Source organism: Streptomyces sp. NPDC091371 (genome assembly GCF_040684275.1).
In the GTDB taxonomy this organism is placed as follows: domain Bacteria; phylum Actinomycetota; class Actinomycetes; order Streptomycetales; family Streptomycetaceae; genus Streptomyces.
On record NZ_JBFBFP010000051.1, the window covers coordinates 12637 to 37223 of the forward strand.

Annotated in this window: 19 protein-coding genes and 3 pseudogenes; 8 read left to right on the forward strand and 14 right to left on the reverse strand. The window is 72.8% G+C overall.

What is annotated here, in order from left to right; translation table 11 throughout:
- The first annotated feature begins 89 nt into the window (after nucleotides 1-89).
- Together AB0O21_RS34520 and idi are read left to right on the forward strand one after the other, a co-directional pair.
- Entirely contained in the window at nucleotides 90-1370 is a 1281-nt protein-coding gene (locus AB0O21_RS34520) for a bifunctional class I SAM-dependent methyltransferase/N-acetyltransferase (protein ID WP_365177962.1), read from the forward strand.
- Between the two features lie 120 nt (nucleotides 1371-1490).
- On the forward strand, nucleotides 1491-2090 hold the full coding sequence (gene idi, locus AB0O21_RS34525) for an isopentenyl-diphosphate Delta-isomerase (RefSeq protein ID WP_365177965.1): 600 nt from the start codon (nucleotides 1491-1493) through the stop codon (nucleotides 2088-2090).
- A 15-nt stretch (nucleotides 2091-2105) separates the two neighbouring features.
- On the opposite strand, the gene AB0O21_RS34530 is transcribed toward idi, so the two are convergent.
- Together AB0O21_RS34530 and AB0O21_RS34535 are read right to left on the reverse strand one after the other, a co-directional pair.
- Nucleotides 2106-2627, reverse strand: a complete 522-nt coding sequence (locus tag AB0O21_RS34530) for an ATP-binding protein (protein WP_365178054.1) — start codon at nucleotides 2625-2627, stop codon at nucleotides 2106-2108.
- A gap of 130 nt (nucleotides 2628-2757) precedes the next feature.
- The gene (locus AB0O21_RS34535) at nucleotides 2758-3438 is read right to left on the reverse strand and encodes an HdeD family acid-resistance protein (RefSeq protein WP_365177968.1); all 681 of its coding nucleotides are present in this window, start codon (nucleotides 3436-3438) and stop codon (nucleotides 2758-2760) included.
- A 76-nt stretch (nucleotides 3439-3514) separates the two neighbouring features.
- Here AB0O21_RS34535 and AB0O21_RS34540 point away from each other — a divergent pair, with 76 nt between their 5' ends.
- Nucleotides 3515-4273, forward strand: coding sequence for an enoyl-CoA hydratase-related protein (locus AB0O21_RS34540; protein ID WP_365177971.1), 759 nt, complete (start codon nucleotides 3515-3517; stop codon nucleotides 4271-4273).
- Nucleotides 4274-4435: 162 nt separating this feature from the next.
- Here the strand turns inward: AB0O21_RS34540 and AB0O21_RS34545 are convergent, their stop codons facing one another.
- The gene (locus AB0O21_RS34545; RefSeq protein ID WP_365177974.1) at nucleotides 4436-5065 is read right to left on the reverse strand and encodes a DJ-1/PfpI family protein; all 630 of its coding nucleotides are present in this window, start codon (nucleotides 5063-5065) and stop codon (nucleotides 4436-4438) included.
- 223 nt (nucleotides 5066-5288) lie between these two features.
- A complete protein-coding gene (locus AB0O21_RS34550; RefSeq protein WP_365177977.1) occupies nucleotides 5289-6266 on the reverse strand; it encodes a GlxA family transcriptional regulator in 978 nt (325 codons plus the stop codon).
- 61 nt (nucleotides 6267-6327) lie between these two features.
- On the opposite strand from AB0O21_RS34550, the pseudogene AB0O21_RS34555 reads away from it, so the two are divergent.
- From AB0O21_RS34555 to AB0O21_RS34565, 3 genes and pseudogenes are all read left to right on the forward strand, one after another.
- Nucleotides 6328-7625, forward strand: a pseudogene (locus AB0O21_RS34555) (SLC13 family permease).
- A 56-nt stretch (nucleotides 7626-7681) separates the two neighbouring features.
- The gene (locus AB0O21_RS34560; protein WP_365177980.1) at nucleotides 7682-9319 is read left to right on the forward strand and encodes an ABC-F family ATP-binding cassette domain-containing protein; all 1638 of its coding nucleotides are present in this window, start codon (nucleotides 7682-7684) and stop codon (nucleotides 9317-9319) included.
- A 239-nt stretch (nucleotides 9320-9558) separates the two neighbouring features.
- Complete coding sequence (locus tag AB0O21_RS34565; RefSeq protein ID WP_365177983.1) at nucleotides 9559-9807, forward strand: hypothetical protein; 249 nt, start codon at nucleotides 9559-9561, stop codon at nucleotides 9805-9807.
- A gap of 61 nt (nucleotides 9808-9868) precedes the next feature.
- On the opposite strand, the gene AB0O21_RS34570 is transcribed toward AB0O21_RS34565, so the two are convergent.
- The 5 genes from AB0O21_RS34570 to AB0O21_RS34590 form a co-directional block, all read right to left on the reverse strand.
- On the reverse strand, nucleotides 9869-10669 hold the full coding sequence (locus AB0O21_RS34570) for an SDR family oxidoreductase (protein ID WP_365177986.1): 801 nt from the start codon (nucleotides 10667-10669) through the stop codon (nucleotides 9869-9871).
- Between the two features lie 7 nt (nucleotides 10670-10676).
- Entirely contained in the window at nucleotides 10677-11858 is a 1182-nt protein-coding gene (locus tag AB0O21_RS34575) for an MAB_1171c family putative transporter (protein WP_365177989.1), read from the reverse strand.
- Nucleotides 11848-12300 (reverse strand): hypothetical protein, encoded by a 453-nt coding sequence (locus tag AB0O21_RS34580; protein ID WP_365177991.1) that lies wholly within the window; start codon nucleotides 12298-12300, stop codon nucleotides 11848-11850. The genes AB0O21_RS34575 and AB0O21_RS34580 overlap by 11 nt, the downstream gene beginning before the upstream one ends.
- Nucleotides 12301-12619: 319 nt before the next feature.
- Nucleotides 12620-15028, reverse strand: a complete 2409-nt coding sequence (locus tag AB0O21_RS34585) for a Tex family protein (protein ID WP_365177994.1) — start codon at nucleotides 15026-15028, stop codon at nucleotides 12620-12622.
- 84 nt (nucleotides 15029-15112) lie between these two features.
- Nucleotides 15113-15970: a hypothetical protein gene (locus AB0O21_RS34590; protein ID WP_365177997.1), complete on the reverse strand. Its 858-nt coding sequence runs from the start codon at nucleotides 15968-15970 to the stop codon at nucleotides 15113-15115.
- A 678-nt stretch (nucleotides 15971-16648) separates the two neighbouring features.
- On the opposite strand from AB0O21_RS34590, the gene AB0O21_RS34595 reads away from it, so the two are divergent.
- A complete protein-coding gene (locus AB0O21_RS34595) occupies nucleotides 16649-18169 on the forward strand; it encodes a M1 family metallopeptidase (RefSeq protein ID WP_365178000.1) in 1521 nt (506 codons plus the stop codon).
- 4 nt (nucleotides 18170-18173) lie between these two features.
- Here AB0O21_RS34595 and AB0O21_RS34600 read toward each other — a convergent pair whose 3' ends face one another.
- Nucleotides 18174-19076: an oxygenase MpaB family protein gene (locus AB0O21_RS34600; protein WP_365178003.1), complete on the reverse strand. Its 903-nt coding sequence runs from the start codon at nucleotides 19074-19076 to the stop codon at nucleotides 18174-18176.
- 218 nt (nucleotides 19077-19294) lie between these two features.
- On the opposite strand from AB0O21_RS34600, the gene sph reads away from it, so the two are divergent.
- Complete coding sequence (gene sph, locus AB0O21_RS34605; RefSeq protein ID WP_365178005.1) at nucleotides 19295-20278, forward strand: sphingomyelin phosphodiesterase; 984 nt, start codon at nucleotides 19295-19297, stop codon at nucleotides 20276-20278.
- 73 nt (nucleotides 20279-20351) lie between these two features.
- Here sph and AB0O21_RS34610 read toward each other — a convergent pair whose 3' ends face one another.
- From AB0O21_RS34610 to AB0O21_RS34625, 4 genes and pseudogenes are all read right to left on the reverse strand, one after another.
- Nucleotides 20352-20984: a DUF2461 domain-containing protein gene (locus AB0O21_RS34610; RefSeq protein WP_365178008.1), complete on the reverse strand. Its 633-nt coding sequence runs from the start codon at nucleotides 20982-20984 to the stop codon at nucleotides 20352-20354.
- An 89-nt stretch (nucleotides 20985-21073) separates the two neighbouring features.
- Nucleotides 21074-21252 (reverse strand): annotated as a pseudogene (locus AB0O21_RS34615) (aspartate 4-decarboxylase); the annotation flags it as partial.
- 174 nt (nucleotides 21253-21426) lie between these two features.
- Nucleotides 21427-22515: pseudogene (locus AB0O21_RS34620) on the reverse strand (transposase); the annotation flags it as partial.
- A gap of 193 nt (nucleotides 22516-22708) precedes the next feature.
- Nucleotides 22709-24541: an AMP-dependent synthetase/ligase gene (locus AB0O21_RS34625; protein WP_365178011.1), complete on the reverse strand. Its 1833-nt coding sequence runs from the start codon at nucleotides 24539-24541 to the stop codon at nucleotides 22709-22711.
- Between the last annotated feature and the right edge of the window lie 46 nt (nucleotides 24542-24587).

Consider the following 24587-nt stretch of genomic DNA (forward strand, 5'->3'; position numbering starts at 1 on the left):
CCCCCATTCCTCCAGGGCATCCGGCCGGGCCTGATCACACCTCTGACAGGCCCCCTGGTCGGCCGGAGCCCCCGTTCCAAGGGTTCACGTTGACCGACACCACCTCCAACGGCTTCATCGAGGCCTTCTTCACCCTCCACCACGGCCTGCCCCGGCAGGCTCCGGGCTCCGACGCGAGCACCCGTCACCTGCTGTCCCTGTGCGGACCGCTGACCGAGCGGCCGCGCGTCCTCGATCTGGGCTGCGGTCCGGGCCGCAGCGCCCTGCTGCTCGCCGCCGAGGCGGGCGCGCACGGCGGCGACGTGACCGCCGTCGACCTGCACGCCCCCTTCCTCGACGAGCTCCGTACGGCCGCCGAGGCCCGCGGGCTCGCCGACCGGGTCCGGACCGTCGAGGCGGACATGGGCGCGCTCGAACAGTTCGAGGACGGCTCCTTCGACCTCGTGTGGGCCGAGGGCTCCGCGTACGTCATCGGCTTCGACACCGCCCTCGCGCGGTGGCGGCGGCTGCTCGCCCCGGGCGGCACGATCGTGCTGACCGAGTGCGAGTGGACGACTCCGGAGCCGTCCGCCGGGGCGCGCGCCTTCTGGGACCAGGAGTGCCCGCTGCGCTCCACCGCCGGGAACCTCGCCGCCGCCCAGGCCGCCGGGTACCGGGTGCTGGGCGTGCACCACCTGCCCGACTCCGACTGGGCCGAGTACTACGGCCCGCTCGCCGAGCGGGTCCGCACCCACCCGCCCGCCGGCTCCCCGGCGACGGCGGCCGCGCTGGCCGCCACCCGCGAGGAGCTCGACGTACGCGCCCGCCACGGGCACGAGTACGGGTACACGGGCTACGCGCTGCGCCCGGTGACCGCGGGGGACGGCGACGCCTGGCCGGCCCGCCCGGAGACGACGGCCGACGCGGCCGCCGTACGGGACGTCAACCTGGCGGCCTTCGGGACTCCGCTGGAGGCGGACCTCGTGGATGCCCTGCGCACGGACGGCTCCTGGCTGCCCGGGCTGTCGTACGTGGCCGAGGGACCGGACGGGGCGGTGGTGGCGCACGCCCTGCTCACCGCCTGCGAGGTCGACGGGGCACGGGCGCTCGCGCTCGCCCCGGTCGCGGTCGATCCCGCGCTCCAGCGCTCGGGCGCCGGCAGCGCCGTCGTACGGGCGGTGCTCGCGGCAGCCAGGAAGCGCGGGGAGTCGTTGGTCCTGGTGCTGGGGCACCCGGACTACTACCCGCGCTTCGGTTTCGTACCGGCGTCGCGCTTCGGGATCCGGGCGCCCTTCGAGGTGCCGGACGAGGCGATGATGGCGCTGGTGCTGGACGATTCCGTTCCGGTACCGGCGGGCACGATCACCTATCCGGCCCCGTTCGGAGTCTGATCTTCCGCCCCCCCGTCGCGTAGCACGCGGCGGGGGGCTGGCACGGACAGATCTTCGAAGTGGGGACAAGCCTCTTTTGTACGGCAGACTGAAGGCCGAAGTCCGAAGCGAAGGATGGGTATGCCGACCACACCAGCCACCGCCGCCAACAGTGCGTCCAACGGCACCGGGACCCAAGAACCGATCATGCTCGAACTGGTCGACGAGTCCGGGAACACCATCGGCACGGCCGAGAAACTCACTGCCCATCAGGCGCCGGGGCAGCTGCACCGGGCGTTCTCGGTGTTCCTCTTCGACGAGCAGGGCCGCCTGCTGCTCCAGCAGCGGGCCCTCGGGAAGTACCACTCCCCCGGCGTCTGGTCGAACACCTGTTGCGGGCACCCCTATCCGGGGGAGTCGCCGTTCGCGGCGGCGGCCCGGCGGACCCACGAGGAGCTGGGGCTCTCGCCCTCGCTGCTCGCGGAGGCGGGAACCGTGCGGTACAACCACCCCGACCCGGCATCGGGTCTGGTGGAGCAGGAGTTCAACCACCTTTTCGTGGGACTGGCGCAGGCGTCGGTGCACCCCGATCCGGAGGAGATCGCGGACACCGCCTTCGTCACCGCCGAGGAGTTGGCCAAGCAGCACGCCGAACTGCCGTTCTCTGCCTGGTTCATGACCGTACTGGACGCGGCGCGGCCGGCGATCCGTGAGCTGACGGGCGACGCGGCGGGCTGGTAGCCCGTCGTACGTCCCTCAGCCGGCCGGCGACGGCACGGTGGGGACCGCGGGGCCGGCGGGCGCGGTGAGCGGCAGGGCCGCCCAGATGACCTTGCCGCCGGTCGAGGTGTGCTCGACGTCGCAGACCCCGCCGGCCTCCAGCGTGATCTCCCGTACGAGGAGCAGGCCCCGGCCGCCGGTCTGGCCGAAATCGGCCTCCAGCGCCTTGGGGCGGTACGGGTGGTTGTCCTCGACGGCCACCCGTACCCACGAGCGGCCGATCGCCACCTCCACCGCCACCTCGGGCGAGAGCAGGGCGGCGTGCCGGACCGAGTTCGTCACCAGCTCGGAGACGATCAGCAGCAGGGAGTAGACGAGGTCCTGATGGGCGGGCACCCCTTGGCGCCCGAGCAGGTCGCGCACCGCGCGGCGGGCCTGCGGAACGGATTCTTCTACTGCGGGGGCGGTGAACCTCCACACCCCCTCGTACGCGAGGGGGTCGGCCGGAGGCTGCTGCTCCGCTTCCTTGGCTGGCGGGACGCTCCCGCTGACATCCATCTTCCGTCCCCCGTCTTCGCGCTCGATCGTCTCCACGCGACAAGAGTGGGGAACGGCCTGGTCCGGACCGAACCGCTGACCAGAAGACAGCGTCAATCGGACACTTTCTGACCGCTGGCGTATGACAGAGTCAGTTGTTCGACTGTTCCTGATCTCCCGCCGGACGCTTCTCGGCCGCGCCGCCCTCCGCGTCCGGCCCCTCGCTCAGCTCGGCCGCCTCGTCCTCCCTGACCAAGCCCAGGATGCGGCGGGCACCCATGCCCAGGGCCACCAGGCTCAGCCCGTCGAACAGGAGGGCGAGGGAGAAGAAGGTTCCGATCACGTACAGACTGCTGCCGGGCCAGCTCGACAGGATCAGGACGCCCAACAGGATGCCGAAGGCGCCCTGGACGAGCGAGAGCCCGAAGTTGGCGCCGCGCACCACCAGCGCGCCGACCAGCCGGAACACCCCGCTAGTGAGGAAGAACAGCGCGGCGAACATCGTCAGCGCCTCGGCGCTCGCCTCGGGGCGGCGCAGGATCACGAATCCGGCCGCCAGGTTGACGGCGGCCACGATGACGGCGAGCCAGAAGGAGTTGCTGTGGCGCTGCTGCACGGCCTGGAGCAGACCGACCACACCGCCGATCAGCAGCAGCCAGCCGAAGAGGAACATCGAGGTCAGCGTGGCCAGGCCGGTGTAGACGAGGCCGACGAGACCGGCGATCACGAGGACCACCCCGAGCAGGGCCAGCCAGCCGAAGCTCCGGCTCAGCTGCTGCTTGTCCCGCTGCTCCTTGCCCCGGTTCTCCTCGCGCTGCGGTTCCTCGCCCACGGACGTGCCCCTTTCAGCACCCCCCGGACGGACTCTCTTGATCATAGGATCGGCGCCCCGGGATAGCATCCGGCGCATGAACGCAGCCGGGGGCTCCACGCTCCTCCACACGCTCGCCGACGGGGTCGCCACCGTGGTGATCTCGCACCCCGCCAAGCGCAACGCCATGACGGCGGCGATGTGGCGGGCGCTCCCGGAACTGCTGGCGGGCATGGCGGACGACCCGGCCGTACGGGTGCTCGTGCTGACCGGGGCCGGAGCGACCTTCTGCGCGGGCGCCGACATCTCCTCCCTGACCGGGAACGAGAACGAGGACCCGCGGGCCCTCGCCGTCACGGCGGAGGAGGCCCTGGCCGCCTTCCCGAAGCCGACGCTCGCCGCGATCCGCGGGTTCTGCGTGGGCGGCGGCAGCCAGCTGGCGGCGGCGTGCGACCTGCGCTTCGCGGAGGAGGGATCGTCCTTCGGGGTGACCCCGGCCAAGCTGGGGATCGTCTACCCGGCCTCCTCCACCCGGCGGCTGGCGGCCCTGGTCGGCCCGGCGTGGGCCAAGTACCTGCTCTTCTCGGCGGAGTTGATCGGAGCGGAGCAGGCGCTGCGCGCCGGGTTCCTGAACGAGCTGCTGCCGGCCGGGCAACTGGACAAGCGCGTGGCCGAGTTCACCCGGATCCTGGCCGCGCGGTCGCAGCTGACGCAGGCCGCGGCCAAGGAGTTCGCGGACGGCCGGACGGACCGGGACGGGTACTGGGAGGACCAGGCGGCCGACAGCGACGACACCGCGGAGGGTGTCGCCGCGTTCCTGGAGCGCCGGCCGCCCGCGTTCACGTGGACGCCGTGAGCTAGTGCTGTGACCGGCAAGGTTCACCGGGTCACGGCGCCCGGCACGGCACCTCGCTGCGTTGTCGGACCGCGCAAGTACGTCCAGTACGAGCCGCGGCCCTCCGCCTTGCGATGCACCGCACCGGACACCGCGACCCGGCAAACCTTTCCGGCCACAGCACTAGCGCAGCGGGTTGTTCGCCCGGAGCATCTCCACGATCGCGGCCGGGGCCTTCTCCGGCGAACCGGCGTCGTAGGGCGGCTGGGGGTCGTACTCGGTCATCAGCTGGACCGCCTGGGCGTACGCGTCACCGGCGATCCGGCCGAGCAGGGTGAGCCCCATGTCGATGCCGGAGGACACCCCGGCGGCGGTGACGTACTTCCCGTCGATGACCACGCGCTCCCCGGTGGGCTCGGCCCCGAACTTCGGCAGCTGCTCCAGGAACATCCAGTGGCTGGTGGCCCGGCGCCCGTCGAGCAGCCCGGCGGCGGCGAGCAGCAGGGACCCGGTGCAGACGGAGGTGGTCCAGGCGCTGGTGGCGTCGACCGCGCGCAGCCAGTCCAGGACGACCGGGTTCGCCATCTCCAGATCGGGCCGCGGCCCACCCGGCACGATGACGATGTCGGGCCGGGTCACCTCGTCGAGCCCCTTGTCCGCCACGAGGGCGAGCGCCCCGTTGTCGGTGCGCACGGGCCCGGGCCGCTCGGAGACGAACACGACCTCCGCGTCGGCGAGCCGGCCGAGTGTGTCGAAGGGCCCGATGGCGTCGAGGGCGGTGAAACGGTCGTAGAGCAGTACGGCGATCTGCATTGTCTCCTCCGGAGCGGTAGACGAACCACGACACGGCCCCAGGCCGGGGCGGTGCCTCTACATCGGGCCCCAGCCCCGCCCCCGGGCGAAGCCCGGGTCTGGGCGAAGCCCGGGTCTGGGCGAAGCCCGGGTCTGGGCGAAGCCCGGGTCTGGGCGAAGCCCGGGTCTGGGCGAAGCCCGGGTCTGGGCGAAGCGCGCGGTCTCGGGTGGGGGTGGGGTGGGCTCAGCGGCGGCCAGCGGTGGGGCCGAAGCGGCGGCGGTACTCGGCCGGGGGCTGGCCCAGGGTCCGTACGAAGGCCCGGCGCAGGGCCTCCGGTGTGCCGTAGCCGCAGGCGCGGGAGATCTGGGCGACCCCGTCCCCGCTCTCCTCCAGCAGGCGGCGGGCGTGTTCGACGCGGACCCGTTCCACGTACCGGCCCGGTGTCACCCCCGTCTCCGCCTGGAAGGCACGGGCGAAGTGCCGCGGCGAGAGGCGGGCGCGGGCCGCGAGGGTCTCCACGCTCAGGTCGGAGTCCGGGTGCTCCGCGATCCACTGCTGGACGTCCCGCAGGGGATCGCGCCGGGCCGTCTGCGCCGCCAGCTGCGCGCTGAACTGCGCCTGGTTGCCGGGCCTGCGCAGGAAGACCACCAGGTGCCGGGCGATCGTGAGCGCGACCTCCTGTCCGTGGTCCTCCTCCACCAGCGCGAGCGCGAGGTCGATCCCCGCCGTGACCCCGGCCGAGGTGGCCACCGGCCCGTCCCGCACGTAGATCGGGTCCGGCTCCACGACGACGGCCGGGTAGTCCCGCGCCATCTGCTCGCACGCGTTCCAGTGCGTCGTCGCGCGCCGGCCGTCCAGCAGGCCCGCCTCCGCGAGCAGCAGCCCTCCCGTGCACACGGACACCAGCCGCTCCGCGGCACCCCCGTGGGCGCGGAGCCAGTCGGTGAGCCGGGGCTCGAAGTCGGCCCGGTACCGGCCCCCGGGCACCAGCAGCGTGGTCCCGGGACCGGGCCGGGCGCTCTCCATGTCCCCGTCGGGCACCAGCGTCAGCCCGCTGCCCGTCCGCACGGGCAGGCCCCCGGGCGAGACCGTCCGGATCGCGTACCCCGTCCGCCCGGGGAACCGGGCGATCGCCGCGAACACTTCCACCGGACCGGTCACGTCCAGGCTCTGCACTCCGTCGTAGAGGACGACGAGCACGTTTCGTGGCGACGAGGTCATGGCCTCATGGTGGGCCGCCGCCCGCGATGGCCGCAATGACGCGGTTCCCACCTATCCCGCCATCGCGCACGGGGCGGGCGGCCCGACCCCGGCTCCGGCGGCCGGACGCCGCGATGCCATCCTTCCGGGGTCCCCGCGCCGCCCCTCCGGAGTACCCCCTGAACACCGTCGCCGCCGAGTCCCTGTCGGCCGTGCCGCGGTCCCGGCGGCCGCGCTGCTCGTCGCCTGCGGGGCGGTGTCGCCCGCGGACGCCTGGGCGCAGGTCCGCGACCTGCTGCCGGTGGTCGGGTTCCTGGCGGTGGTCCTGGCCCTGGCCCGGCTCTGCGCCGACGAGGGCCTCTTCAAGGCCGCGGGCGCCGCCATCGCCCGGCGGGCCGCCGACCGCGGGCCGACGGCGCTGCTCGGCGGGGTGTTCGCGGTGGCCTCGGTGATCACCGCCGCGCTGAGCCTGGACGCCACGGTCGTGCTGCTGACCCCGGTGGTGCTGGCGGCGACGGCCCGGCTCGGGGCCCGGCCCCGCCCGCACGTCCTCGCCACCGCGCACCTCGCGAACTCGGCGTCGCTGCTCCTGCCCGTGTCCAACCTCACCAACCTGCTCGCCTTCACCGCGAGCGGGCTCTCCTTCACCCGCTTCGCGGCCCTGATGACCCTGCCGTGGCCGGCGGCGATCGGGGTCGAGTACGCGGTGTTCCGCCGCCGCTTCCGCGCCGACCTGGCGGCTCCGCCGGAGCACGTCCCGGTGGCCGGCGAGCACCCGCCGCTGCCCCGGTTCGCGCTCGCCGTGCTCCTGCTCACCCTGGCCGGTTTCGCCCTGGCTTCCTTCGCGGGGGCGAGTCCCGCGTGGGCGGCCCTCGCGGGTGCCGCCGTGCTGGGCGCCCGGGCGCTGCGGCGCCGGGAGACGACCCCTCGCCGGGTCCTGGCCTCGACCGCGCCGGCGTTCTGCCTGTTCGTGCCGGCGCTGGGGGTGGTCGTGGGGGCGGTCGTGGACCACGGGCTGGGCGACGGGCCGGCCCGGGTGCTGCCGGCCGGGGACTCGCTGCCCGCGCTGCTGGCGACCGCCGCCGTGGCCGCCGTACTGGCCAACCTGATCAACAACCTGCCGGCCGTGCCGGCCCTGTCCCGCCGGCGGCGCCCGGCGGGCCGGGACCGGTACTGGCCGTGCTGATCGGCGTGAACATCGGCCCGAACCTGACCTACGCCGGGTCCCTGGCCACCCTGCTGTGGCGCCGGGTGCTGCAGGCCCACGCGGTCCGCGTCTCCGTGTCCGACTTCACCCGTCTCGGCCTGGTCACCACCCCGCTCGCCCTCGCGGCCGCCGTGACGGCCCTGTGGGCCGCTCTGCGGGTGATCGGCGGCTGATCAGCGGTGATCGGCGGCCGGGGCCGTGCGGGCGGGCCCGATAGGATCGGCGCATCATGACTGCAACCCTCGTCGCCAAGAAGCTCACCGCCGCGCACGGTGAGCGCACCCTCTTCGCCGATCTCGACCTCGTCGTCGCGCCCGGCGACGTCATCGGTCTCGTCGGCGTCAACGGCGCCGGGAAGTCCACTCTGCTGCGCCTGCTCGCCGGGCTGGACACCCCCGAGACCGGTGAGCTGCGGCTCTCCCCGCCCACCGCCGCCGTCGGCCACCTCCCGCAGGAGCCGGAGCGCCGGCCGGAGGAGTCCGTACGGGAGTTCCTGGCGCGCCGCACCGGCGTGGCCGCAGCGCAGACGGAGCTCGACGCGGCGACGCAGGGCCTGGTGGACGGGGTGCCGGGGGCGGACGACGCGTACGCGACCGCGCTGGACCGGTGGCTGGACCTCGGCGGCGCGGACCTCGACGAGCGGGCCGAGGAGGTCGCCGCCGAGCTCGGCCTCACCGTCGGCCTGGACCTGCCCATGACGGCGCTCTCCGGCGGCCAGGCGGCCCGCGCGGGCCTCGCCTCGCTGCTGCTGTCGCGCTACGACGTGTTCCTGCTCGACGAGCCCACCAACGACCTGGACCTGGACGGTCTGGAGCGGCTGGAGCGCTTCGTCAAGGGGCTGCGCGCGGGCACGGTCGTGATCAGCCACGACCGCGAGTTCCTGACCCGGACGGTCACCAAGGTCCTCGAACTGGACCTGGCGCAGCAGCAGATCAACCTCTACGGCGGCGGTTACGAGTCCTACCTGGAGGAGCGCGAGCGGGCCCGGTCGCACGCCCGCGAGGAGTTCGACGAGTACGCGGGCAAAAAGGCCGCGCTCGAAGGCCGGGCGCAGATGCAGCGCAACTGGATGGACAAGGGCGTGCGCAACGCCCGCCGCAAGGCGAGCGACAACGACAAGATCGGCAAGAACCTGCGCGGCGAGTCCAGCGAGAAGCAGGCCGCGAAGGCCCGCCAGACGCAGCGGGCGATCGAGCGGCTGGAGGTCGTGGACGAGCCGCGCAAGGAGTGGGAGCTGCGCATGGAGATCGCGGCGGCCCCGCGCTCCGGCGCGGTGGTGGCCACCCTGCGCGAGGCGGCCGTCAAGCGCGGGGACTTCGCCTTCGGCCCGGCCAGCCTGCAGATCGACTGGGCGGACCGGGTGGCGATCACCGGGGCCAACGGCGCCGGGAAGTCCACCCTCCTCGCGGTGCTGCTGGGCCGGCTGCTCCCGGACTCCGGTTCGGCCACCCTCGGCTCCGGCGTCCTGGTCGGCGAGGTGGACCAGGCCCGCGGCCTGTTCCTGGGCGACGAGCCGCTGCTGGAGGCCTTCTGCGCCGCGGTCCCGGACACCGAGCCGGCGGAAGTCCGCACGCTGCTGGCCAAGTTCGGTCTGAAGGCGGCCCACGTGCTGCGCCCGGCCGCCACCCTCTCCCCCGGCGAGCGCACCCGCGCGGCGCTGGCGCTGCTCCAGGGCCGCGGGGTGAACCTGCTGGTCCTGGACGAGCCGACCAACCACCTGGACCTCCCGGCGATCGAGCAGCTGGAGTCCGCCCTGGAGTCCTACGAGGGCACCCTCCTGCTGGTCACGCACGACCGCCGCATGCTGGACGCCGTTCAGGTGACGCGCCGCCTGGAGGTCTCGGCCGGGAAGGTCGTCGAGCTCTAGTCGGCGGGGTGCGTCCCAAGGTGCCGACCGGCTCGAAGGCGACTAGCCTTTGTGAGTGAGAGCCGCAACCGCGGAGCACTCCCACGCGGGCAGGAATCCCGCGTCGACTGGAAACGTGCTTCCGCCATTCCCGCGGCCCTGTATCCGATCCGCGCTGCGCATTCTGCTTCTGCGGCTGCGGTTCCGCCCCCTCACGCCCCGGATGAGGTGCGAGAGAGCGGGAGGAAAGGGAAATTCTCATGTTTGCACAGAGAGCGAAGCGCCTCTTCGCGGTCTCCGCTGCCGGTCTCCTGATGGCCGGCGGGGCCGCCATCGGCACCGCCGGAACCGCCTCCGCGGCAACCCCGGCCCAACACGTCAGCTACGTCGCCGGCGGCTGGGACGACGATGACGACGACTACGGCGGCTGGTACGGCCACCACGGTGGCTGGGACCACGACCGCGGAGGATACGGACACGGCAACTGGGACGACGACGACTGCGACTAGTCCCTTCAACCAAGGCCCGCGCGGCCCCTGACGGGGCCGCGCGGCGGCCTGTCCGGCGCCTTCAGTTCCCGTTGTCCGCCCGGTCGGCCGGGGCACGCCGCTTGCGGGCCATCCTGCGGGCCACGAAATCGCGCGGGAGATGACGCACCGCCAGGGCGTACGCCTGATACCGGCGGCCCGTGATGCTGAGCGGGCGGCGCAGGGCGAGGTCGCGCAGGGCGCGGGCGACGACCGCTTCCGGTTCGAGCCAGACCGCCTCGCGCAGGGCGCTGACGTCCATGCCGGCCCGCTCCTGGAACTCGGTGCGAGTGAAGCCCGGTACCACCGCCAGGACGCGGACGCCGTACGGCTCCATGTCCACCCGCAGGGATTCGCTGAAGGCGGTGACCCAGGCCTTGGCCGCGCCGTAGGTCCCGGTGGGCAGCAGGCCCGCCACCGAGGAGACGTTGAGGACGGCCCCCCGGCGGCGCTCGCGCAGGCCCGGCAGCAGGGCGTGCGTGAGCCGGAGCGGGACCTTGACCAGCAGGTCCAGCATCCGCTCCTCGTCCTCCACCGGGCTGTGCGGGAACGGCGCCGGCAGCCCGAAGCCCGCGTTGTTGACCAGGACGTCCACGGGCCGGGCCCGGTCGGCGAGCCGCTCCGCGACGGCGGCGCACTGCGCCGTGTCGAGGAGGTCGGCCGGCAGCACCTCGGCGGCGACGCCGAACTCCCGGCCCAGTTCCCCGGCGAGGGCGTCCAGGCGCGCCTTGTCGCGGGCCACGAGGACCAGGTCGCAGCCCTTCCCGGCGAAGCCGCGGGCGAAGGCCGCGCCCAGTCCGGCGCTCGCGCCTGTGATCAGTACGGTCATCGACGGCGTCGACACGACGGGTTCACTTCCTGCTCGGTGCCGGTGCGGCGGCGGCGTACTCCTGGGCGACGTCGACGAGGAACGCGGCCTCGTCCGCCAGGTCGCCGTCCGCCTTCGTGGTCTGGATCGCGGCCGGCAGTTCCAGCCCGGCCGCCTCGCCCGGCCGCCCGGGCAGTCCGTCGAGTTTCGCCTGCCGCGCCTCGCGCAGTACGGAGGCCAGCGCGGCCGCGGTGCGCCGCTGCTCGGGGACCCCGCGCCCGGCGACCTGGCCGCGGGCCTGCTCGAGGGCGCCCGGGGCGACGTACTCCCCCAGGATCAGGATCGCGTCGCGCGTCTCGATGACCTTGCGGTAGACGAGCAGGTTGCGCGGTACGGGCGGCCACAGCAGCTCCACCACCCGCCCGGCCCGCGGCTTGTTGAGGGCCACGTGCGGGACGGCCTGCACCAGGTCGCGCCACAGCGGCCACAGCCGCCACGCGGTGGCGATGTCGGCGGCGCCGCGGCGGAAGGTGAACAGCGTCGGCACGAGGATCGCGGCGGCGCGCAGCAGGCCGTGCAAGTTCATCAGCAGCGGCAGGGCGGGCATCGCCCAGGTGCTGCCGAACAGGCCCTTGAGCAGGTACGCGAACCAGAAGACGCCCGCGAGTGCGGTGCCGAGCCCGAACAGCCGCAGCCCCGCCGCCAGCCCCCGGCTCTCGGTGCGCCGGCTGTAGCGCCAGCACAGGGCCACGCAGACGGTGTTGGCGGCCAGGTGCGCGGAGATCAGCACCAGCCAGTACGCGAGGGAGGGCACCGGGTCGCCGACCGGCGGCATGGTGTGGCTGCCGTGCTCGGGGGCGGCAGCGTCCAGGGCGAGGAGGGCGGCGAGCCAGCCCGCGGTCGCGACGCAGGAGACGAGTTGGAGTCGGCGGCCCCGGGTGGTGGCGGCCACGAAGTAGAGCACGGCGCCCGCCGACAGCACGCCGATGAGGTTGCGGGTGAGCCCGATGGCGTGGGCGTAGTCGGGGCCGCGGCGCATCGCGTACGTGACGACGTCGGGCAGGTTCAGGGTCATCGCGGCGGCCGCGGTGGCCACCGCCAGCCACAGTCCGCGCTGTTGCGGGGAGCGCAGGGCGCCAGGGGCGCGGAGCAGGAGCGCGATCCACAGGCACACCACGCTGGGCACGGCGAGCCAGTTGCCGAAGGCGGTCAGGTCAGCTGCCATCGTTCCTCCGCTCGTACCCCATGGCGGACTCCAGCCGGGCCAGGGTGCCGAGCGGCCGCACGGCGGTGCCGTGCGCTCCGCTGTTCGCGGTGCGGATGCGGATCATGCTGGCGAGCATCTCCGCCTCCTGCTCCTGGCGGGTGGTGTAGTTGGTGCGCCCGAGGACGGTGGGGACGTGGCCGTCGTTCCCGTCGGACTCCTCTCCTTCCACCGAGTGGTGGCCGAACAGGATGTGGCCCAGTTCGTGGAGCACGATGTGCTCCCGGTGCAGCGGGGTGGTCTGGGCCTCGTAGAAGACGTAGTCGACGCTGGCGGTGCCCACCCAGAGCCCGCAGACGCCCGTCTCGGCCGCCTCCTTGGGGAGCGGGTGGAGGCGGATGGGGCGGCCCCGCTGCTCGGCTATTCGGTTGCAGAGCTCGTCCAGGGAGAACGGATGAGGCAATTCCAGATGGCCGAGAATGTTCTCGCACCTTTTGCGCAGACTGACTTGCCGGTGGGACATGTGATCCCTCTTCGGACCCTTTCTCGGGCAGCGTCTGTAGGCGTGCGGGGGCATGGGCATGGTGTCCTGTGCCTTCAAACCGGCCTCGGGCAATGAGGTCCTGAGGGGAACGCGGAAGGCCCGTCCGCCGAAGTGACGAACGGGCGTTCCACCATGCCTACATATCTTCTACGGCCATTGGCAAGGCAACTCCCCAGGTGGGGAAGGTATTCGGCCATTCCGAAGGGGCATCCGTACGGGCCTCCGCACGGACCGCGCCCTACCGCTTGCGGCGCTCCTCGGGGCCGGTGAGGCCGGCGCGGCGCAGGGCGTCGGCCATCGCGCTGTTCGCGGGGGCCGGGGCGGAGGCTCCCCCGCCCTGCCGCTGGCCCTGGCCGCGCTGACCCTGGCCCTGGCCGCCGGCTCCACCGCCGCCGCGCTGCTGCGGCGGGCGGCCGCCGCCGGACCGGCGCTCCTGCCGCTCCTGCCTCGGGGCGCCGCCCGCCGAACGGTCGGCCTCGTCCTCCAGCCGCAGCGTCAGCGAGATCCGCTTGCGCGGGATGTCCACGTCCATGACCTTCACACGGACGATGTCGCCCGGCTTGACCACGTCCCGCGGGTCCTTGACGAAGTTCTTCGACAGGGCCGACACGTGCGCCAGGCCGTCCTGGTGGACGCCGATGTCGATGAAGGCGCCGAAGGCGGCCACGTTGGTGACCACGCCCTCCAGGATCATCCCGGGGGCCAGGTCGCCGATCTTCTCCACGCCCTCCTTGAAGGTGGCCGTCTTGAAGGCGGGACGCGGGTCGCGGCCCGGCTTCTCCAGCTCGCGCAGGATGTCGGTGACCGTGGGCAGGCCGAAGGCCTCGGTGACGAACTGCTCGGGCCGCAGGGAGCGCAGTACGGAGGTGTTTCCGATCAGCGCCGCCACCTCGCCGCCCGAGGTCTTGCCCATGGCCCGCACCACCGGGTACGCCTCGGGGTGCACGGCAGAGGCGTCCAGCGGGTCGTCCCCGCCGCGGATGCGCAGGAAGCCCGCGCACTGCTCGTACGCCTTCGGGCCGAGCCGGGCCACGTCCTTGAGCCCCTTGCGGCTGCGGAAGGGGCCGTTGGCGTCGCGGTGCGCCACGATGTTCTCGGCGAGGGTCCCGCTGATGCCCGACACCCGCGAAAGCAGCGGCGCGGAGGCGGTGTTGACGTCCACGCCGACGCCGTTCACACAGTCCTCGACCACCGCGTCGAGGGAGCGGGACAGCTTCACCTCGGACAGGTCGTGCTGGTACTGGCCGACGCCGATCGACTTCGGGTCGATCTTGACGAGCTCGGCGAGCGGGTCCTGGAGGCGGCGGGCGATGGAGACCGCACCGCGCAACGACACGTCCATGCCCGGCAGTTCCTGCGAGGCGAAGGCGGACGCCGAGTACACGGAGGCGCCGGCCTCCGAGACCATCACCTTGGTGAGCCCCAGCTCGGGGTGGCGGGTGATGAGGTCCCCGGCGAGCTTGTCGGTCTCGCGGGAGGCCGTGCCGTTGCCGATGGCGACCAGGTCGACCGCGTGCTCCTTCGCCAGGCGGGCCAGCTTGGCGAGGGACTCGTCCCACTTGTTGGCGGGCACGTGCGGGTAGATCACGTCGGTGGCCACGACCTTGCCGGTGGCGTCGACGACGGCGACCTTCACGCCGGTGCGGAAGCCCGGGTCGAGACCGAGGGTGGCGCGGGTGCCGGCGGGGGCGGCGAGCAGCAGGTCGCGCAGGTTCGACGCGAAGACCCGTACGGCCTCGTCCTCGGCGGCGGCGCGCAGCCGGGTCCGCAGGTCGATGCCGAGGTGCACCTGGATCTTCGTACGCCAGGCCCAACGGACCGTGTCGGCGAGCCACTTGTCGCCCGGGCGGGCGCGGTCGGCGACGCCGAAGCGGCGGGCGATCATGCCCTCGTACGTGGACGGGCCGGGGGTTTCGCTCGGCTCCTCCGGCTCCAGCTCCAGGGTGAGGACGTCCTCCTTCTCCCCGCGCAGCATCGCCAGGACGCGGTGCGAGGGCAGTGCGGTGAACGGCTCGGCGAAGTCGAAGTAGTCGGCGAACTTGGCACCCGCCTCCTCCTTGCCCTCGCGCACCTTGGCGGCGAGCCGACCGCGGCCCCACATGCGCTCGCGCAGTTCGCCGATCAGGTCGGCGTCCTCGGCGAACTTCTCGGTGAGGATGGCGCGGGCGCCCTCCAGGGCCGCGGCCGGGTCGGCGACGCCCTTGTCGGCGCTGACGAACCCGGCCGCGGCGGCGGCCGGTTCGACCGACGGGTCGGCCAGCAGCCCCTCGGCGAGCGGCTCCAGACCGGCCTCGCGGGCGATCTGCGCCTTGGTGCGCCGCTTGGGCTTGAACGGGAGGTAGATGTCCTCCAGCCGGGCCTTCGTGTCGGCCGCGTTGATCCGCGCCTCCAGCTCGGCGTCGAGCTTGCCCTGCTCCCGTACGGAGTCCAGGATCGCCGAGCGCCGGTCCTCCAGCTCGCGCAGATACCGCAGCCGCTCCTCGAGGGTGCGCAGCTGGGCGTCGTCGAGCATCTCGGTCGCTTCCTTGCGGTAGCGCGCGATGAACGGCACGGTGGAGCCGCCGTCGAGCAGCTCCACCGCGGCCTTGACCTGCCGCTCCCGTACGCCGAGCTCCTCGGCGATCCTGCCTTCGATGGACGTCGTCACGATCGGGTCCCGCCTGCCTTCGTTTGCACTGGAAGGCTGCCAATTGTGGCAGGTGGCGGTGGCTGACGGCGGGAGCCCTGCCCGTCAGCCCCTGAGGTCCGCGGGGAAGGCGCCGGCGGCGAGGGCCTTGCGGACGATGGCGCCGCCGAGTTCGGTGAGGCGGGCCAGGCCGGTCGCGCCGAGGTGCTCGTACGGGGCGGCGTCGAGGCGGTCGGTCTCGGTCTCCAGCCGCTCGCGCAGGGCGACGCCCTCCTCGGTCAGGGCTCCGGCGGCGTCGAGCACGCCGCGGGCGCGCAGCCGGTCGGCGGCGGCGTCCAGGTCGGCCTGCTCCCAGCCGCGGATGCGCTTGAGCCACTTCGGGCTCATGCCCTTGCCGGTGGCGGTGTGGCTGACCAGGGCCTCCAGCGGGTCCAGGTCCGCGAGGAGCAGGGCGGCGAGGTGGCCGTCGCCGCGGTGCTCGCGCAGCAGGGTGGTGGCGTGCCACAGCCGCAGGTGCGGCTCCTCGGGGACGGGGAGGTCGGCGTGGGCCGCGTACAGGACGCGGGCGTGCCGGGTGCAGCCCTCGGCGGCGCGTATCGCGAGGTCGGCGGCCTCGGCGAGCTCGGGCGACTCGATGGTCTCGCTGCCGAGGAGCCGGCGCAGGGTGGCGTCGGTGGTCCGCAGCCGGGCGGCGAGGACCTGCTCGGGGGTGGCGGCGTCCCAGACGGCGGGCAGGTGCCGGGCGACGAGGTCGTGGCGGTAGTTGTAGAAGGCGGCCGTCACGGCACCGGCCCCGACGGCGCCCATGGCCGCGGACCGGTGGGCGAGGTTGACGGCGACGGGGTCGGTGATCCCGAGGGCGGCGAACTCCTTCGCGGTCTCCGGCGAGAAGTAGATCGTGGAGTGCAGCGGATTGATGGCCGCGTGCCAGCAGTGCCGGGCCGCGAGCGGGGGAAGCGTCATGCGCGCCAGGTTACCGACTGCTCAGTATGCCGGGAACCCTCGCGGGTGGCCGGGCGGTCGGGGGGTTCCCCGATCCCCGGTGTCGGGGGTTCCCCGGACCCCCGGGGGGCGGGTTCCACCGGTACCCGAGGTCGGAGGTTCCGCCGGCGCCCGGGGTTGAGGGTTCCGCCAGGGCCCGGAGGCGGGGGGTGCCGCCGGGGCGGGGCGTCGCGGGGTTCCGCCGGGGCCGGGCGCGCGTCGGGGCACCTCCTCGGGCGTCGAACGCTTCCAGGGGTCGGCGGGCCGAGCGTGGTTGTGTTCGACGCCCTGCGGGGGCGCCCCGACGCACACCCGACCCCGGCGGAGCGGGGTCCGGCCGGTGCGGGTGCCGGTTCCGGCGGAGCCGCGCGGCCGCTTGGATCCGGCCGATTCGCGGCCGTCGGGGCCGCGCACCGCGGGCCCGCGAGGCCCGACCCCCACGCACTCCCGTACCCGGGTCCGGGGCCGCGCCGCAGGCCACCGCCGCCCCGGGGCGCCGCTCGCCGCGTCACCCCGGCGGAGCCACCCCGCGGAGCGTGTCGGCCGAATGGCGATCATGTGTCAACACGCGCCATGGACATGACCTGGCCCGCACGGATGAATACGGTCGGACGACCACAGTTCGAACCGACCTGTCTCCCCTACCACTTGGAGCCATTCGTGCACCGCAAAGTCATCGCCCCGAGCGTGCTCGCCGCTTCCCTTCTGCTGGTGATCCCGGCGTCGGCGGCCAGTTACGGTCCGGGCGCCCCGGGTATCGGCGACCCCTACTACCCGGCCAGCGGCAACGGCGGATACGACGTGTCGCACTACGACCTCCGGCTGAAGTACCAGCCGCAGACGGACCTGCTCGAAGGCACCGCCACCCTGCTCGCCACCGCCAAGCAGGACCTGTCCCGCTTCAACCTCGACTTCGGCCTCCAGGTCAGCGAGATCCGGGTCAACGGAGTCAAGGCGAAGTTCGCCACCTCCGGCGCCCAGGAGCTGGAGGTCACCCCGGCGAAGCCGCTCGGCCGGGGCACCCCGCTCACCGTGGTCGTCAAGTACGCCGGCAAGCCCTCCGAGCTGAAGGTGGACGGCTGGACGGCCTGGCACCGCACGCCCGACGGCGGTGTGGCGGCGCAGGAGCCGGACTCCGCCGTGTGGTGGTTCCCGAGCAACGACCACCCGCTCGACAAGGCCACCTTCGACGTGTCCGTGAACGTTCCGGACGGAACCCAGGCCATCAGCAACGGCGTGCTCCAGTCGCAGACTTCCCGGCTCGGCTGGACCCGCTACAACTGGCGTTCCAACAAGCCGCAGGCCACCTACCTGGCGACCCTCGCCGTCGGCAAGTTCGACATCACCACCGACAAGACGGCGAGCGGCCTGCCGGTCCTCAACGCCTACAGCAAGGACCTCGGCGACAACGCCGGCGCCGCGCGCGCGAGCGTCGAACGGACCGCCGAGGTCGCGGAGTGGCTGGAGGGGGTTTTCGGGCCGTACCCCTTCAACGCCCTGGGCGGGTACGTCCCGAACGTGACCGCCGGCTTCGCCCTGGAGACGCAGACCCGCCCCTTCTACGGGCCGCGCCAGTTCCAGAACGGCGCCAACGTCTCGGTGGTCGTGCACGAGCTGGCCCACCAGTGGTACGGCGACAGCGTGTCCGTCGAGGGATGGAAGGACATCTGGATCAACGAGGGCTTCGCCCGCTACAGCCAGTGGCTGTGGTCGGAGAAGGAGGGCGAGGGCACCGCGCAGGAGCTCGCCGACTGGGCCTACTCCGCGCGCCCGGCCGAGGACCCGTTCTGGCAGGTCAAGCCGGGCGACCCGGGCCCGGAGAACCAGTTCCACGGAGCCGTCTACGACCGCGGCGCGATCGCCCTGCAGGCGCTGCGCAACCGCATCGGCGACGAGAAGTTCTTCCAGATCGTCAAGGGCTGGCCGACCGAGCGCGCCTACGGCAACGCCAAGGTCGCGGACTTCGTCTCGTACGCGGAGAAGGTCTCGGGGCAGCCCCTGTCCCAGCTCTTCCAGACCTGGCTGTACACGCCGGGCAAGCCGGACGCCTCGGCCCTGAACCCGGCGGCGGCGAGCCCGGCCGCCCGCGGCTTCTCGGCCCCGGCGGACAGGACCGAGCCGAAGTCCTGGAAGAAGATCGCCGAGACGAACACGATCCACGAGCACGCCGGGCGGCGCTGACCCGTCAGCGGGCGGCGCCGCGCCAACGCGCTCGCGCCGCCCGCGCGATGGGCAGGTACCGCAGCCGCTCCGGCAGCAGCGGTACGAGGATCCGCACGGCCGTGCTGAACCGCCGGAGCCTGCGCTCCTGGGCCGGACTCCACTCCAGCCCGATCGCGGCGCGGGCCTCCGGCGGCATGTACCCGACGGTGACGAAGGCCCGCAGGCGCAGGAAGGCGACCCGCAGCGCCGGCCAGGTGAGCCGCAGCAGCAGCCGCACCACGGGCCCGCCGCCCTCCGGCCGCGGCAGCCGCACATCGGTGGCGATCAGCTCGCGGGCGACGGCGGTGGGCTCGATCTCCTCGGCCAGCATCCGGCCCCAGTACTCCCAGTACTCCTCGATGCTCTGCGGCATGTCCCGGTCGCGCAGGCCGAGGATCCGCCCGACCTGGAGCCACTCCCGGTAGAGCTGCCGCTCCTGGGCGGGGGTGAAGCGGCGCAGCAGGTAGCGCCCGGCGTAGAGGTAGACGGGGAAGCCGGTGGCGTGGACCCAGGCGTAGCAGGCGGGGTCGAGGGAGTGGTAGCGGCGGCCGCGGGTGTCGGTGCCCTGGATGTCCTTGTGCAGGCGGCGCACCCGGCGGCCCTCTTCGGCGGCCTCCTCGCCGCCGTACACCCACAGCTGGACGGAGCGCAGGGAGCGCTCGCCGCGGCCCCAGGGGTCGGTGCGGAAGACGGAGTACTGGTCGACGCCGGCCGCGATGGCGGGGTGCGCGACCTGCATGGTGAACGCGGCGGGCAGCATCAGCAGGGCGCGTACGTCTCCCGCGATGGTCCACAGCACTCCGCCGGGCGGGGGCGGCTCGGGGTCGGTGCGGCCGCCGGGCGTCCGGGGCGCCCCGGACGCGGCCCGCTGCTCGGTCCCGCTCATGTTTCGCCCCCAGGGTGTCGATCCGGCCGATTCCCAGTATGACCCGTATGACCTGCGGCCCGTGCGCGGCACCGGGTCGTCCCGGGGCGGCCGGGAGGCCCGGTTCCCCACCTTGTCGCGGCCCGGACAGAAAGTCGCTGCACGGGTGTTACCCAGAGGTAACCGCGGCTGCTTGGATGGCGGAGCCGATCTTCCCCCGCAGGAACGATGGAGTCCTCATGCTGCCTTCCTCCCGCCGTCACCGGGCCGCCGCCGCGGCCGTAGCCGCGGTCGCCGCCGGCACGCTCGCCGTCACCACCGCGCCCGCCGCGACGGCCGCCGAGTCCGCCACGCCGCGGCTCAGCGTGCTCTCGTACAACGTCTTCCTGATGAGCAAGAACCTGTACCCGAACTGGGGCCAGGACCACCGGGCCGCCGAGATCCCGAAGGCGTCCTTCTACCAGGGCCACGACGTGGTCGTGCTCCAGGAGGCGTTCGACAACTCCGCCTCGGACGCGCTCAAGGCCAAGTCGGCCGCCCAGTACCCGTACCAGACCCCGGTCGTCGGCCGCAGCAAGACCGGCTGGGACGCCACGGGCGGCGCGTACTCCTCCACCACCCCGGAGGACGGCGGCGTCACGATCCTCAGCAAGTGGCCCATCATCCGCAAGGAGCAGGTCGTCTACAAGGACGCCTGCGGCGCCGACTGGTGGTCCAACAAGGGCTTCGCCTACGTGGTGCTGGACGTGAACGGCACGAAGGTGCACGTGGTCGGCACCCACGCCCAGTCCACCGACCCGGGCTGCGGCGCGGGCGAGGCGGCTGAGATGCGCGCCCGCCAGTTCCGTTCCATAGACGCGTTCCTGGACGGGAAGAACATCCCGGCGAACGAGCAGGTCATCGTCGCGGGCGACCTGAACGTCGACTCCCGCACGCCGGAGCTGGCCTCGATGCTCGCCAACGCCGACCTGGTGAACTCCGACACCCGCACGGGTCACCCGTACTCCTTCGACACCGCGCTGAACTCGATCGCGAAGTACCGCTACCCGACCGACCCGCGCGAGGACCTGGACTACGTCCTCTACCGCAAGGGCAACGCCCGTCCGGCGGGCTGGGAGAACAACGTGGTGCCGGAGCAGTCGGCGCCGTGGACGGTCTCCAGCTGGGGCACCTCCTACACCTACACCAACCTCTCCGACCACTACCCGCTGATCGGGCGTTAGTCCGGACGAAGGGGTGCGCCCCGGCCCCGCCGGATCGCACCCCCACCACCCTGCCGCGACCTCCCCGACCTCGCTACTGCTCCCCGGGAGCGCCGGCGTGCGTGGCGCACCATTCGGCGAACGGGCGCAGGGCCCGCCAGGACGTGCGGACACGGTCGAGGGCCTCGAGGGTGCTGACCCAGGCGTCGGGCGGCCAGCCCCGGTGGGCGTAGATGCTGCGGTACCGGAGGAGGTCGAGGCGCGGATGGTCCTCCGCGACGCCGCGCGGTCGGGTCTTGAGCCGCTCGCCCGCCAGCTCGAAACCGTCGGCCCGGAGGGTTTCGAGGACGGCGGCCAGTTCCGTGCCGGGACGGTCGGCGTCCACGGCGGCCCGGTAGCGGGCGAGCTGCTCGCCGGAGGGCCCGTGGAGCCCGGCGGCGACCAGGAGGCCGTCCGCGTCGACCGCGACGTAGTAGCCCTGTGAGGTGTGCGCGCCCTGCTGGGTCTTGTAGGGCGATTTGTCGGCGGAGAACCGGACGTCCCGGTACGGGCGGAAGATCTTCGCCGGGCCGAACTCGGCTTCGAGCTCGGCACACAGCTCCTGGATCGGCTCGCGCACGGCCGACTCGTACGTCTCCTTGTGCGCGGTCCAGTAACTCTTGGAGTTGTCCGCGGCCAGAGCCTCGTAGAAGGCGAACGCCTCCTGGGGGAATCCGGAGAAAACCATGACGCCAGTAGACACCGGCGGGCCACTCCACGCAGCCCGCGGGAACGGGGTGCGACCCGGCCGGCCGCGTCGCACCCTTCCGCATCCGCTCAGCCGGACGCCTTCGCGCGCTCCCATTCCGCGGCGTAGTCCTGGAAGATCTCCCGCAGGTGGTGGCCGATCTTCAGGTAGTCCAGGTCGTCGAGGTTGGCCAGGGAAACCTCCAGGAAGTCCGCGAGTCCTCGCCGTGGTCCGGCTCGGCCTCAACCGGCAGGTCGAGTTCGATGTATTGACGGTTCTCGCCCCCGTGAATGGGACGATTCCCTTCAGCTCGAGTGGGGGGCTTCGGGGCTTCACGCATCCGCCTCTGGCCGGTGGCCGGGACTCGCACCCTGGGGATGCTGCGCGTGCTGTTGATGACCGAGCCACCCGTCCGGCGGGCTCGGGCCTCGATCTCCACCGAGGCATTGTGGTCGGCATCATCCTCGTGCCCGCACCGTGTGCAGGCGAACAGCCGACCGCATCCCTTACGGGATTCCGGATCAACCTGGCCGCAGGCGGCGCAGGTCTGGGGGGTGTGGAACGGCCGCACGGCCACCAGTACGGACCCGTACATGCGGCACTTGTACTCAAGCTGGCGCCGCCGCTCCCCGGGGGTGTTGTCGAGGATCGACCGGTTCAGTCCGGCCTTCTGTCGGACGTTCTTCCCCGGCGCCTCGACGCTGCCCTTGGCCGAGGCGGTCACATTCTTCACGCGCAGGTCCTCGATACCGATCAGGCCGTGGTTCTTGGCGAGGTCGGTGGTGAGCTTGTGCGTGAAGTCGCGCCGCCGATTGGCCCGGCGGGTGGTGAGCTTTGCGATCTGGGCGATCGTCGTGCGCAGACGGCAGCCGTACTTCCCACCGTTGTGCTTCTTCGCGTAGGTGAGCTGGCGGGCCTTGCGCTGTTCCAGTGCTTTGAGCCGCTTCTTCTCGTTGGTTCTGAGCGTGGGCGGCATGAGGCGGGGTGTGGTCTCGGTGGACACGAAGGCGGATGATGCGACGCCGAAGTCCACCCCGCACGCGAGCTTCCCGTTCAGCCCGTCCGACTTGCGGCCGGTGTGAACACCGAAGGCGACATGCCAGCCGTTGCCGTCCCGGGACACCGTGGCGTTGCGGATCGTGCCTCCGATGGCGCGAGAGAGCCTGAACCGCAGCCAGCCGATTTTCGGCAGACGCACCTCGGCCCACTTACGGTTCAGCTTGCGAACCTCCACCGCCTGCCCGGGAAACGGGACCGACAGGCGATGGCCGCGCTTCTTCCTCGCCGGAAACCCGGCCGGATGCCCAGGGTTCCAGAAATTGTCGTACGCCCGATCCAGCTGACGCAGAATCTGCTGCCCCGTCTGCGCGGGCAGATCACCGATCCAGCCCAGATCCGCACGGGCAGCCGTCAGACATCTGCACTGCTCGACCGACCGCAGGGTGTACCGGCGCTGCTCCCACAGGTACACCCGCTGTTCCAGAGCAACGTTCCACAGAGCACGTGCCGTATGACCCCACCCGGTCAGGATCCGGTCCTGATCCCCGGTGGGGTACGCGCGATACTTGAGTTCAACGGCGAGTCAAACCACGTCCACCCGCAGCACACCCATCGGCGGTCACCCGGCCTTGCCGGGCATCGCTTGCGAGCACGAGAGGTATCGACATTTCCCCACCCCCTTGCCCGGTGAGCGGTCCCCCGCTCACCGGACAGGGCCATCCGGGTTACGGCGCTTCGTACGAATCCTCGTACAGTCCGTCGATCAGGTCCCCGTACTTCTCGCGGACCACCCGGCGGCGCAGCTTCAGCGAGGGGGTGAGCTCCCCGCTGTCGGGGCCCCACTCCTCGGTGAGCAGCCGGTACCTCTTGATCTGCTCGGTGCGGTTCAGCCGCTCGTTGGCCGCATCGACCGCGCGGGCCACCTCCTCGCGTACGGCGGGGTGGTCGGCGAGCTCGGCGGGTGACCGTGCTTCGATGCCGCGGGCCGCGGCCCACACCGGGGCCAGTTCCGGGTCGAGGACCAGCAGGGAGACGAGGTAGGAGCGGCCGTCGCCGTGCACCAGGGCCTGGCCGATCAGCGGGTGCTCCTTGACGGTGTTCTCCACCAGGGCCGGCGAGACGTTCTTGCCGTTCGAGGTGATGATCAGTTCCTTCTTCCGGTCGGTGATCCAGAGGAACCCGTCCTCGTCCAGCCGGCCGACGTCCCCGGTCGGGAACCAGCCCTCCGCGTCGGCGGCGCTCTCCACGGACCCGTCGGGGCGCAGGTAGCCGGCGAACACGGTCTCGCCGCGGGTCAGGATCTCCCCGTCCTCGGCGAGCCTCAGCTCCAGCCCCTCGATCGCCCGGCCCACCGAGCCGAGCCGGAAGCCGTCCGGGCTGTTGACCGTGCACACGCCGGAGGTCTCGGTGAGCCCCCAGGCGTCCATGATGGTGATCCCCCAGCCGGCCCAGAAGCGCACCACGTCGATGGGCATCGGCGCGGTGGCGCTGGCCGTCCAGACGAGGCGGTCCAGCCCGGCCAGCCGCAGCAGCGGCTCCAGGACCTGCTCCCGGGCCGTGGCGTACGAGGCTTCGAGCGCGGCCGGGACCTCTTCGCCCCGCTCCCGGTGCCCGGCCCGGGCGCGGGCCAGGTCGTTGGCGGCCTCGATGGCCCGGCGCTGCTCCTCGGGGAACTGCGCGAGGACGGCCCGCACGGAGGCGGCGAGCTTCTCCCAGACCCGCGGCACCCCGAAGAACTGCACGGGGTGCAGCTCGCGCACGGCGGCCGACACGGCGGTCGGGTCGGCGCACAGCCGGACGTGGGCGGCGCGCAGCAGGGGCAGGTAGATGCCGAGGACCCGTTCGGCGATGTGCGCGAAGGGCAGGTAGCAGATGTGCTCGGCGTGCTCGGGCAGTTCGACGTGGCGGTCGAGGCGGACCGCCTGGAGCACGAGGTTGCGGTGGGTGAGCCGGACGCCCTTGGGGTCGCCGGTGGTCCCCGAGGTGTAGACGACGGTCAGCGGGTCCTCGGGGCAGGTCTCCTGCCAGGCCTTCTCGAAGGCCTCGGCGGCGTGGAGCCGGGCGCCGCTCGCGTACAGGGAGCCGTAGCCGTGGTGCGGGCCCGCCTCCGCGGGCTCGGCGACGACCAGGCGCTCCAGGGGCACGCTGTCGTCGGCCAGCAGCGGTTCCCACCGGGCCAGCTCCCGGGCGCCCTCGACGACGGCGACCCGGGCCCGGCTGTGGCGGGCGATGTGGGCGATCTGCTCGGGCGCGGAGGTCCCGTACACGGTGACGGGGACGGCGCCGAGGTGGACGAGGGCGAGGTCGCTGAGCCAGTGCTCGGGGCGGTTGCCCATCATCATCAGGACGTGTTCGCCGCGCTCGACGCCGAGGGCGGCGTATCCGGAGGCGAGGACGGCGACCTTGCGGCGGACCTCGCTCCAGGTGAGGGTCTCCCAGCCCTCGCCCGAGCGCCACGAGAGGGCGGGCAGGTCCCCGTGCTCGGCGGCGTTGCGGGCCAGCAGGGCGGGGAAGGTGATCTCTTCGGGTCGTCCGGGCAGTCGCAGGTTCGTGGTCATGGGCAGCTCCTGGCCGTTTCACATCGTTGGTGCGACAGCAATACTG